Origin of the sequence: Streptomyces sp. NPDC050548, assembly GCF_044457385.1 — a bacterium.
Taxonomy (GTDB): domain Bacteria; phylum Actinomycetota; class Actinomycetes; order Streptomycetales; family Streptomycetaceae; genus Streptomyces.
In genome coordinates, this window is record NZ_JBITGV010000016.1 from 263,229 (window position 1) to 273,602 (window position 10,374).

Here is a 10,374-nt window from a genome sequence, read left to right on the forward strand (position 1 = left end):
CGTGCGTCCTCAAAAGGCCAGGGCCAGCCGGCGTACGGCCTCCCGTAGTTCTTCCGGAGTGCGGTCGCTGTAGGCGAACCGCAGGTGCCGGGCCGAAGACCGCTGCCGGGGGTCCGCCGCGAAGAACTCGCCCTGCTGGTAGATCACGCCGTGGGCGGCCGCCCGCCGGAACAGCGCCGCGGGGTCCACGGCGTCGTCGGTGAGCCGCGGCCAGAGGAACAGCCCGCCTTCGGGAGCCTCGACGTGGAGGGCACCCGGGAGTTGTTCCTCCAGGGCGTCGATCAGCACGCCGGCGCGTTCCTGGTACAGCGCGGTGGCGCTGCGCACGATCCGGTCGAACCATTCGGCGTCGTCGGTGAGCAGCCGTTCGATGATCGACTGGGTCACCGAGGATGTGTGCACGTCGAGGCGGTTGCGCAGCCGGATCACCGGGTCCACGAGGTGGTCCGGCAGCACCAGCCAGCCCACGCGCCAGCCGGGGCCGAGGGTCTTGGTGAAGGTGTTGACGTGGATCGCCCGATCCGACTGGTTGAAGACCCCGACACCCTGGTCCTGGCCGCCGAAGCGCAGTTCGCGGTACGGATTGTCGACGATCACGTAGAAGCCGTACCGCTCGGCGAGCTCGATGAGTGCCTGTCGCTTCGGCGCCGAGAGACTGACCTGGGCGGGGTTGTGGAAGTCGGGCACGGTGTAGGCGGCGGCGATCCGGGCGCCGGTGGCGAGCCGCCGGGCGAGGCGTTCGACATCGAAGCCGTCGGCCACGACCGGCACCGGCAGGATCCGTGTCGTCGCCACCTCCAGGGCCCACAGGAAGCCCGGGAACACCGGGTCGTCCACCGCGACGGTGGCACCGCGCTCGACGACGGTCAGTACCGCCAGTGCGAGGCCGTGCATGCCACCGTTCGTCACCACGATCCGGCTCGGGTCGACGCCCTCCCGTTTCGCGATCCAGTCGCACAGCGCGGCGGATCCGCGCGCCGGCGCATACTGCAGGCTCGCGATCGAAGCGTCGGGGGTCTGCCACAGCTGCGCCGATGCTTTGCCGATCGCCTCGACCGGCAAAGCCTCAGGCGCGGGGATGCCGCCCAGCAGGCGAATCGTTCCAGGGGCAGGGGTGGCCAGGCTGGCGTCGACGAAGCCCTTCGGTGCCGAGAGCCCGCGGGCCAGGGCGGTCAGCCCGCTCTGTTCCTCAGGGCCAGCGGTCATGTAGTGCCTCCAGGTCCGGAGAGGAGTTGTTCGGCGCGGCGCGCGAACAGGTGCGCCTCGTATGCGGTGGATTGCGTATAGGCGCGTTCGGCGGCGGCCCGGACAGCAGTGAGGGGTGCACCGCGGGCCTGCAACAGGCGCGCCTTCAGCAGCAGGAGCAACCCTTCTGCGTAACGCTGGCCGTAGTCCCACATCGCCTGGTCGGCCCGGTCGAGAGCGGCGTCGGCCCGGTCGGGCGATCCGGCTGCCAGCCACATCTCGGCGATCAGTCCGTAGTGGTAGGCGATGCCCCATTGCGGCGGATCGAGCAGGTGGGCGAGGAGTTCCTCGGCCTCGGCCGCGGCGCCGGCCGGATCATCGCCGGTGAGGGCGCGTGCCCAGCACCAGAACTGCCGGATGTAGTGGTCGATCTGAGTGCCGAGACGGGCGAGGCCGGCGACGGCCCACCGCTCGCCGGCTCGCCGTGCCGTGTCCGCGTCCCCGGCCATGGAAGCGATCATGGTCGTGTAGTAGACCCAGACCGAGGCCGCGTACAGGTCCCCCGGGGTGTCCCAGGTGTCGACGAAAGCCAGTGCGGTGTCGACATCGCCGTGCAGCGCGGTCATGACCGCCCGCCAGCCGGGCCCTTCCCCGGGAATGCTGCCGTCCCGCCGCAGCGGTGTCTCTTCGTCCGGGGCGAGGGTGTCGCCGCCGGCGGCGGCATCCTCCTTGCTGAAGGACCGGTACGCCTCGCCGATGTTGCCGATGTCCCACTGATGCAGACCCCAAGCCTGCCGGCCGTAGCGTCGGACGGCCGGATCGGAGGACACCTGACCGAGCTCGTGCATGCGGCGGGCCAACTGTCCGCGGCCCTTCTCGATGGAGGTGTAGGCACCCATCAGACGGATGAAGAGGAAGTCGGCGGCCTCCGCCTCCCGGCCGAGGGTGCGGGCCAGGTATTCGGCCCGCTCCAGCAGATCGAACGTCGAGGCGTCGTACCCCGACTGCCGTCTGACGACGATGGCGAGCAGCGTGAGGGCGGAGAACTCCAGCTCCATGAGTCCGGAGGCCCGGGTGACCTGTACGGCGGAGCGCAGCTGTCGATTGGCGGACTCGAAGGCGAGTTTGGCTGCCGCGCGGCGCCCGGCGCGGATCAGTGCCTCCGCGGCGCGCACGGGCTCGGCGAGGGGGCCGGCGGCCCACAGGTGGTATGCGAGGCGTTCGGCGACGTCCTCGTCGTCGGCATGGATCTGTTCGAGCGCGTCCGCGACGCGCAGATGCAGGTGGGTGACCTGCTGTTTTGTCGCGGTCTCGGAGACCGACTCGCGCACCAGGTCGTGCGCGAAGCGGAGCGAGGACGGGTCCTGCGGCCCGGGTTCGAGCAGCCCGAGCGTATGCAGCGGTTCCAAGCGATGGAGGCAGTCAGCGACGTCCACACCGGTGGCGCGGGACAGCAGCCTGAGGTCGACGTCGCGGCCGATGAGCGCGGCCACCCGGAGCAGGTCGCGGGCGCGGTCGTCGAGCCCGGCCATCCGGTCGCGGACGACGTCATGGACGGTGGAGGGGACCCCGGCCGATACGGACGTGTCGCCGTCGCCGATCGCGCCGGCCCCGCTGAGGAGCCGGGACAGTTCGCGGACGAAGAACGGATTGCCGGACGTACGGGCGTGGATGGCGCGGGCGGCGGCGTCGCCGGGATCCTGGCCGCCCTCCTGGCGGATGAGTTCGGCCACGTCGGCCGGACCGAGCGGGCCGAGCCGGAACCTGCGGTGACCGGGCCGCCGGCTGGCGGCGGCCAGCACCCGGGAGAGGTCCGGGCTGAGTGTGGGCGCGCGGTCACGTAGCGCGCCGATGATCGCGGTGCCAGGGGGCAGCCGACCTGCCAGGTGTTGCAACAACTGCAGGGAGGTGGCGTCGGCCCATTGGAGGTCATCGAGTATCAGGAGTGTCGGCCGCCGCGCCGAGGCTTGTCCGACGAGGGCGACGACCTGTTCGAACAGCCGGAACTGGGCGTTGCCGTCGGGAAGTTCCCGGGTCGCGTCGTCCCGTGCTGCGAGGAGGCTTCCCAGCCCGCCGGTGAGCCACTGTTCGCTCGCCGGAGCGGGCAGACTGCGGACGACCTGGCTCAGTGCCTGCTCCCATGGCCACATCGCCGGTGTCCCGTCGCCCTCCAGGCAGGAGCCCCAGACGGTGAGTGCGCCCAGCCGGCCCGCCACGGCGGCGGCCTCCTCCAGCAGCCGGGTCTTGCCTGCGCCCGGTTCGCCTTCGACGACGCCGATCGCGGTGTCGCCGGCGAGTGCGCGCTCCACGATGCGCCGCAGCGTGGCGAGCTCCTCGGTCCGGCCGATCAGGGCTGCCCCGGTGGTCCGCCCGGCCTTCTCGTCCTCCTCCTGCACGAGAGGCAACGCCTGGGGCTGGGTGAGAATCCGCCGTTGCGCGTCCTCCAGAGCCGGCCCCGGGTCGATGCCGAGCTCCTCGGCGAGCCGGTCGCGGACCTGACGGAACACCGACAGCGCCTCCGCCTGGCGGCCGGCAGCGCCGAGAACGCCTACGAGAGCGGCCAGCACGGGCTCGTTGAACGGGTCCATCGACGCGGCCAGTTGCAGAACCGCGAGCACCCGCTCCGGTTGGCCCGTCGACACGGCGAGCTCCGCCGCCGCCGTGCACGCGTCGTAGAACTCGTTGTCGAGTGCGGCGAAGACCGTCGTGGCGCTTGTCCCGTCGGCGATGCCGTCACCCGCCGAGCCGTGCCAGAGCCCGAGCGCTTCGACGTAGTGGTCGAGGGCCACCTCGTGATCACGATGGGTCAGCGCGGCCCTGGCGGCGTCGACGCGTTCTCGGAAGACGACGAGGTCCAGCATGGCGGAGCCGACGGTGAAAAGGTAGGAATTGCCGCGACGGTGGAGGAACGAGCCGGCTTCGCGGACGGGCAGCAGAGGCTCGAACAGCCGTCGCAGTGCGCCGACGTACTTCTGGAGAATGTTCACAGCCGACGCCGGGACGTCCTCGGCCCAGATCAGGTCGACCAACTCGCTCGTACTGATCGGCTCGCCCGCACGGGCGAGCAGCGCCGCGAGCAGGTACGACTGCTGCCGCGGCCCGGCGTCCAGTTCGACGCCGTCCCGCCAGATCCGCAACGGACCGAGAATCTGCAGACGCAGGTGTCCGCCGGAGGAAGCCATGCCCACCCCTACCCCCACTCACAGGCCGACCACGATCGGCTGCGGTGTAGCCACTTTACGGTTGGTCCGCAGCCTGGGTCCATGCGCCGAGGCGACCGCTGGGCGGTGCCGTCGCGGCGGAACCAGGTGCCCGATCGGTCGGTAGCGATGCATCGGCGGCCCGCGGCCGTCCACGTGCCGATCACCGAGCAGCGCAGTTCCAGGGGAGTTGCGTCCCAGAACCACACAGCGCAGAGGCTGCCCCGGGCACCACTACGCCGATTGCGTGCCGGCATTCGCGCAGTCTTCCGCCAGGGTCTTCGCTGCCTCGTCGAAGTTCGCGCGCCGCACTGGGCTCGCGGACATGTCTGCGCGCGACTGCACGCCGTTCCGGCGACGACGATGAGGCGGCCGTACCAGGTGGCCGGGCCCGGGCGTGGCGGGTCAGAAGCCGTGGTCCGTCGTGCTGTCGACGGGACGGCTCGGACGGTGACCGCGGCCGGACCGTCCTACTGACCGATCACCAGGTCCTCGGTGGGCAGTGTCTGGCAGGCCAGCCGCCAACCCGCCGCCAACTCGTCGGCGGAGAACATCCCTCGGTCATCGGTCTCGTAGGCGCCGGAGAGCACCCGCACCCGACAGGTACCGCAAGCACCTTCGCCGCACGACTGGGGCAACGCGACGCCGACGGCGTTGGCGGCGTCGAGGACCGACTGCCCAGGGCTGCACGGGAACGCCGGGGCGCCGCCCACCGTGCCGATCATGAACTCGGTGACACCGGCCGCCGCGGCGGCGACGGCAATGGCATGCGCCTTCTCCCGGCGGGTCTCCTTGCTTCGGCCGGACACGAACGCCTCGGTGTGGATGGCCTCTCGCGGCACCCCCAGTTCGGTCAGGCAGCCGATCAGGTCCTGCATCATAGGCGCCGGCCCGCACAGGTGCACGCGGGTCGTCGGGCCTGCGTGGGGCAGTAACTCGTCGAGACCGATCCGCCGTGCTCGGTCGGTCGCGAAGACCGACACCTCCAGCCCCGGCAGCCGGAACCGCAGCGCTTCGATCTCCGGCCCGAACAGCACCTCGTCCTCGGTCCGGTGGCTCGCCAGCAGGACGATCCGCCCCGTGTGACTGGCGTCGGCGGCCGCGTGCAGGACGCTCATCAGCGGGGTGATACCGACGCCCCCGGCGATGAGCAGGAGTGTGTCCGCCTCGGTGCCTGGCTCCCAGGTGAACTCGCCGTGCGGGCCGCTCACCCGCAATGCCGGCCCGACCTCCAGTTCCTCATGCAGGAATCCCGAGCCCAGCCCGTCCGGCTCGTGCTTCACCGCGATCTCGACGAAGCCGTTCTCCCCGGGACTGCTGCATATCGAGTACGACCGTTCGATCGGCTCGACGGCAACGGGCAGGTCGACCTTCACGTACTGCCCGGCGGCGAACGAGAACGGCATCGCGTCGCCGGCCAAGGGTTCGAAGCGGATCCGCCGGACCGTCGGGGTCAGTACCTCGATGCCGGCCACACGCAGATAGCCCTCCCAAGGCTTGGCCGGATCCCGGGTCATCCCGCCGGCGCGGATGGCCTGCCACATCGTCCCGAGCTGCGGCGGTTTCAGGACGGCGTTCGCCGCCATCAGCCCGCCCGCCAGCGCCCCCACCACACCGGAACCCCAGGCGTCCTGCCCAGCCACGAACAGACCCTTGACCGGAGTACGGCATCCCGCCCGTGCCGAGCGCAACCGCTGGGGAGTCGCCGCGAGGCCGTAGAAGGAGCCCAGCACGCTGTGCTGATAGGTCTCGAACGACAGCGGCGTCGCCAGTTCGGCGAATGAGATCGTCTCCCGGAAACCGGGCCACCGTTCCTCCAAGCGGGCGATCAGCCTGCCGGTCAGCTCATCCTTGAACTTCCGGTAGCTGTCCGGCCGTTCGTTCTCGGGCGTGCCACGCCACTGGTCGACCACCTTCGGATCGACGAGTTCCAACAGCTCCACCGTGTGGAACCGGGCGGCGGGGTTGTTGAGCGAGGCGAACGAGACGTACAGGGTGCCTTCCCCCGGAGAGCGATGGATGCTGTCGTGCTCATCGAGATCCGGCATGAACCAGTGGTTCTCGCCGCGCAGCCCGAACTCGGCCGGCGACCGGTCCAGTCCGAGAAACAGCATCACCGCCGACCGTTCCTCGGGCAGCTCCGTCAGTTCGTGGGTTTTCCCGATCAGGGCGTACGTGTTGCGCACCCCGGCCGCCGAGACGACGGTGTCCGTCCGCACACGGTAGCGGCGGCCGTTGGCGGTGTCCTCGACATCGACACCGACCACCCTGCCCCCCTCGACGACGACCTCATGGACCCGCTGCCGGGAGCGCAGCACCACGCCGTACCGCGCGAGGATCTCCAGAACGACCCGGTTGAGCTCCTGCGGGCCGCCTACGGGATGTGCGGTGCCTTCCATGAAGAAGGTCAGCGGGACCGCCGCGTGATAGCCGAACGCGCTCGATGCCGGCGGAGTGCCGTAGAGCCCCCATCGCGCGGCCAGCACGGCCTGCAACTGCGGATCGCGGAAACTGCGGGCGACCTGGTCCCGCAACGACCGGTACGCCGACGGGAAGAGCCGCTCGATGACGGACACACCCGCTCTGCGTACGCCGGCGGGGAACGACGCGAAGATATTGCGCGCGGTCAGCCCGGCCATGGCCCAGCGAGTGGTCCGGAAGAATCGGTCGATCGCGTCGGACTCGGCGGGGAACCGTTCCTTCAGACGCCCACGGAACCGTTCCTTCGTGGCGGGGACGGCGAAATCGAATCCCGGGAAATGCAGTGCGTCGTACTCGTCCGGCAAGGGCGAAAGCTGCGCTCTTCCGTCCGTCATGAACCCGAGGAACGGGCCGGCACTCGCACTCATGTAATGCAGCCCGGTACCGAACCGGTATCGCCCGGCGCGGGAGAACTCATGCGTCATCCCACCGAGCGTGTAGTGCTGTTCGAGAACGAGAACACGCTTCCCGCCGAACTGCGCGATCGCGCGCGCCGCCGCGAGGCCGCCCATACCCGACCCGATCACCACCACATCGGCTTCCTCGTCCGACACCATCGGCACCCCCCAAGTCAACTGTCCTCCGAGGCGCTCAGATTGGTCGAACCGGCTTGACGTCGACTGAATGATCAGTGAAGGCCACCCGGAACCAGGTCCCGGCCTCATTCATTTCCCGTCCAGTCCGACGCCATAGCTTTGCGTCGATCCGCACGCCCGAGGAGAGGCTGGTCCATGGTGAACGGGAAACCGACGATCGTGCTCGTACACGGAGCCTTCGCCGACAGCAGCGGCTTCAACGCCGTCGCCAAGCGGCTTGTCGCCGACGGCTATTCAGTGATCGCCGCGCCGAATCCACTTCGAGGGCTCGCCTTTGACGCGGTACACGTCAAGGCACTGCTGGACAGCATCGCGGGACCGATCGTGCTGGTCGGGCACTCGTACGGCGGAGCGGTCATCTCCACTGCCGCCGAGGGAAACGCGAACGTGAAGGCACTGGTCTACCTGGCGGCGTTCGTGCCGGAGACGGGCGAGAGCGCGCAAGCACTGGTCGAGAAGTTCCCGGGCAGCACCGTGGGCGAGTCCCTCAAGCCTGTGCCGCTGCCCGACGGTCAGGTCGACCTGTACATCGACCCGAAGGTCTTTCATCCTCATTTCGCCGCCGACGTGTCGGCAGAGGAAGCCGCCCTCTACTCGATCACGCAACGCCCGGCCACCGGTGCCGCGCTCGGCGAGCCCGCCACCGGCCCGCAGGCATGGCACACGATCCCGAACTACAACCTGATCAGCGGCGCCGACAGGATCATCCCACCGGCGACGCAGGAGTTCATGGCCCAGCGCTCCGGCGCCAAGACCCAGGTGGTCGAGGGTGCTTCGCACATGGTGTTCGTCTCACGGCCGGGTGCGACGGTGGGCCTCATCGAGGCAGCCGTGCAGGACCAGACGCTCACGCAGTAACAGTCCGATGATCCATGGGAGGGAACATGCACAAGAGCGAAAAGGCCATGCTGTGGGGTCTGCGGATCCATCTCTTCTGGTACGTCGTCGCCAATCTGGCCCAGGTGGTGCTGTGGGGCATCCTCACCCCTGACCGATTCTTCTGGCCCTTGTGGTCGATTCTCGGCTGGGGTGTCGGGCTGGTGATCCACTTCTGGGTGATCCGTGCGAAGTCCCGGTCACTGGTCGGGACATGAACTGAGCCAACGCGAGGGAGAAGGACGGAGATTCATGTCCGAGAAAGTGGTCCCGGGTCGTAACACCGCCGCCGCCGAAGGCGATATCGTAGTCTTCCACATCGGGCTACGGATCAACCGGCTGCGAGCATTCTCCAGTTGGCTGCCGGCGTTCATGTCGATGCCGCGCATGCTTCGCGAGCTGTCGGAGGAGAAGGGCAGCGGACTTCTCGGCTACAAGGTGCTCTACGGCAGCCTACGAGACTTCTACGTCGTCCAGTACTGGACCGACAAGGAACGGCTCCTCGCCTACGCCCACCAGCAGGACAAGGAACACCGGCCCGCATGGACGGCGTTCAACCGACGAGCACGCGCCGGGAACGGCCATGTGGGTATCTGGCACGAGACGTTCATCGTCCCGGCAGGCGCCTACGAAACGGTGTACGACGACATGCCCGCATACGGCCTCGGCGCCGCAACAGGTGTCGTGCCGGTCGGTCGGCGCGGCGACACGGCGGCCGAGAGGCTGAGAGTGGCAAAGGGGTAGGCGTCCGTTCTACGAGGATCGCCTATGCTGAACCGTCCTGGCTCGCAGGTCACCACTGGTCGCGTCGCCGCAGGGCAGCCGGGTACCGGACGTCGGTCAAACCTGCCGAGGGGCTGCGAGTGAAAAAATGGTCGGCGCCGGGATGAGCCGTCCAGACCGATGCCTATTTTTGACGTTCAACTCCACCACGCCAACAACATGGTGGAGTCTAGGAACTGAAGCGATCGTGGGCCCAGCGTCACTTTGCTACATCGCCCGCTCTGGTCCGCACGCCAGACGCCTCTGGGACGGCGCGGGTCAGGACGATGCGGGCATGGTGCGGGTGGGCAGGGGAACGACGGCGGCGCCGCCGCGCAGGGCGTCGTTTTCGAGGGCCAGCCGGCGGATGGCCTCCTCGTACAGGGCGAGGGTGCGGCGCAGGTCGGTGTTCTCCTTCCGTAGCCGGCTCAGGTTGGCTTCCGTATGTGCGTCGGATCCGGAGGGTTCCGTCGGCGTCGCAGGCTGGGCCGGCGCCGGGATGCGGGGCCGGAAGTGCACGTCGATCAGGTCGGCGTAGTGCCGGTGGAAGGTGGCGTGCGGGATGTCCAGGAGCCGCTCGATCGCGGTCACGGTGGGGCGCCGTCCGCGGGCTGCGGCCTCGGCAAGGACGGTGTCGATGGCGGCTTTGACGGTGTCGGTGCCGGGCAGGGCGCGTTTCACTCGGCGATCTCCGGGGCGTGGAGGGTGAGGAACACTGCGGTGGCGCGGTGCTGCTCCTCAAGGCGGTGACGGACGTAGGGGGCGAGGCGGTCGCTGTCGGCGAGGGCGTCCTCCAGGCGGGCGAAGTGACCGGTGAGGGCCTGCCGGTTGGCGGGCGTGAGAGCGGTGTTGCGGCAGACCAGCGGTTTGCAGTCGGCCATGACGGGCTGATCGGCGGGGCCCTCGGACGTGCGGCACAGGGCGCGGTCGGGGTTGTAGACACAGGTGATGAAGGTGCCCGGGTAGAGGTGGGTGTCGTGGCGGGCCAGGATGCGGCGCAGGCGGGCTTCGTCGGTGACGACCTGGCCGTCGAAGACGGTGTGGCGGGCGAGCTCCGCGAGCCGGGCTTCGGCTTCCGCGCCTGCGGGGCCGGTCAGGGCCGGCCGGTCGTCGTCGGCGCCCAGCTCGGCGAGGAACTGGCCGCGGGCGAAGGCTTCTTCGGCCTCGACTTCGTCGCGGAAGTGCCCGGCATGCGGTGCGGTACGGAATCTTCTGCCCGGCCTTGCAGCTGCTGATCACCCCGACCGCCACGGCCGGGTCCGCGTCAGCTACTT

At 69.4% G+C, this 10,374-nt stretch carries 9 protein-coding genes; 4 read left to right on the forward strand and 5 right to left on the reverse strand.

Features of this window, described 5'->3' with window-relative positions; translation table 11 throughout:
• Window positions 1-9 precede the first annotated feature (9 nt).
• The 3 genes from ACIBJH_RS36375 to ACIBJH_RS36385 form a co-directional block, all read right to left on the reverse strand.
• Window positions 10-1,206 (reverse strand): PLP-dependent aminotransferase family protein, encoded by a 1,197-nt coding sequence (locus ACIBJH_RS36375; protein ID WP_399121217.1) that lies wholly within the window; start codon window positions 1,204-1,206, stop codon window positions 10-12.
• Complete coding sequence (locus ACIBJH_RS36380) at window positions 1,203-4,367, reverse strand: ATP-binding protein (protein WP_399121218.1); 3,165 nt, start codon at window positions 4,365-4,367, stop codon at window positions 1,203-1,205. The genes ACIBJH_RS36375 and ACIBJH_RS36380 overlap by 4 nt, the downstream gene beginning before the upstream one ends.
• A gap of 488 nt (window positions 4,368-4,855) precedes the next feature.
• Entirely contained in the window at window positions 4,856-7,423 is a 2,568-nt protein-coding gene (locus ACIBJH_RS36385; protein WP_399121219.1) for an FAD-dependent oxidoreductase, read from the reverse strand.
• 174 nt (window positions 7,424-7,597) lie between these two features.
• Here ACIBJH_RS36385 and ACIBJH_RS36390 point away from each other — a divergent pair, with 174 nt between their 5' ends.
• Genes ACIBJH_RS36390 through ACIBJH_RS36400 form a run of 3 tightly spaced genes read left to right on the forward strand, consistent with a single transcriptional unit; the run spans window position 7,598 to window position 9,082 of the window.
• Window positions 7,598-8,320, forward strand: a complete 723-nt coding sequence (locus ACIBJH_RS36390; RefSeq protein ID WP_399121220.1) for an alpha/beta fold hydrolase — start codon at window positions 7,598-7,600, stop codon at window positions 8,318-8,320.
• A 26-nt stretch (window positions 8,321-8,346) separates the two neighbouring features.
• Window positions 8,347-8,556 carry a 2TM domain-containing protein gene (locus ACIBJH_RS36395; protein ID WP_399121221.1) on the forward strand — a complete coding sequence of 70 codons (210 nt, stop codon included), beginning with the start codon at window positions 8,347-8,349 and terminating at the stop codon, window positions 8,554-8,556.
• A gap of 34 nt (window positions 8,557-8,590) precedes the next feature.
• The gene (locus ACIBJH_RS36400) at window positions 8,591-9,082 is read left to right on the forward strand and encodes a DUF4188 domain-containing protein (protein ID WP_399121222.1); all 492 of its coding nucleotides are present in this window, start codon (window positions 8,591-8,593) and stop codon (window positions 9,080-9,082) included.
• Between the two features lie 297 nt (window positions 9,083-9,379).
• Here ACIBJH_RS36400 and ACIBJH_RS36405 read toward each other — a convergent pair whose 3' ends face one another.
• Together ACIBJH_RS36405 and ACIBJH_RS36410 are read right to left on the reverse strand one after the other, a co-directional pair.
• Window positions 9,380-9,781 carry a hypothetical protein gene (locus ACIBJH_RS36405; RefSeq protein WP_399121223.1) on the reverse strand — a complete coding sequence of 134 codons (402 nt, stop codon included), beginning with the start codon at window positions 9,779-9,781 and terminating at the stop codon, window positions 9,380-9,382.
• Window positions 9,778-9,981: a hypothetical protein gene (locus tag ACIBJH_RS36410; RefSeq protein WP_399121224.1), complete on the reverse strand. Its 204-nt coding sequence runs from the start codon at window positions 9,979-9,981 to the stop codon at window positions 9,778-9,780. The genes ACIBJH_RS36405 and ACIBJH_RS36410 overlap by 4 nt, the downstream gene beginning before the upstream one ends.
• Before the next feature lie 96 nt (window positions 9,982-10,077).
• Between ACIBJH_RS36410 and ACIBJH_RS36415 the strand changes: the two genes are divergently transcribed.
• Entirely contained in the window at window positions 10,078-10,335 is a 258-nt protein-coding gene (locus ACIBJH_RS36415) for a hypothetical protein (protein ID WP_399121225.1), read from the forward strand.
• The last annotated feature ends 39 nt before the right edge of the window (window positions 10,336-10,374 follow it).

Bases quoted from the DNA above. Each gene is read 5' to 3' on its own strand.
- ACIBJH_RS36395 (WP_399121221.1), top strand. From the start codon at position 8,347: ATGCACAAGAGCGAAAAGGCCATGCTGTGGGGTCTGCGGATCCATCTC.
- ACIBJH_RS36385 (WP_399121219.1), bottom strand. From the start codon at position 7,423: ATGGTGTCGGACGAGGAAGCCGATGTGGTGGTGATCGGGTCGGGTATG.
- ACIBJH_RS36390 (WP_399121220.1), top strand. From the start codon at position 7,598: ATGGTGAACGGGAAACCGACGATCGTGCTCGTACACGGAGCCTTCGCC.
- ACIBJH_RS36380 (WP_399121218.1), bottom strand. From the start codon at position 4,367: ATGGCTTCCTCCGGCGGACACCTGCGTCTGCAGATTCTCGGTCCGTTG.
- ACIBJH_RS36400 (WP_399121222.1), top strand. From the start codon at position 8,591: ATGTCCGAGAAAGTGGTCCCGGGTCGTAACACCGCCGCCGCCGAAGGC.
- ACIBJH_RS36375 (WP_399121217.1), bottom strand. From the start codon at position 1,206: ATGACCGCTGGCCCTGAGGAACAGAGCGGGCTGACCGCCCTGGCCCGC.
- ACIBJH_RS36410 (WP_399121224.1), bottom strand. From the start codon at position 9,981: ATGGCCGACTGCAAACCGCTGGTCTGCCGCAACACCGCTCTCACGCCC.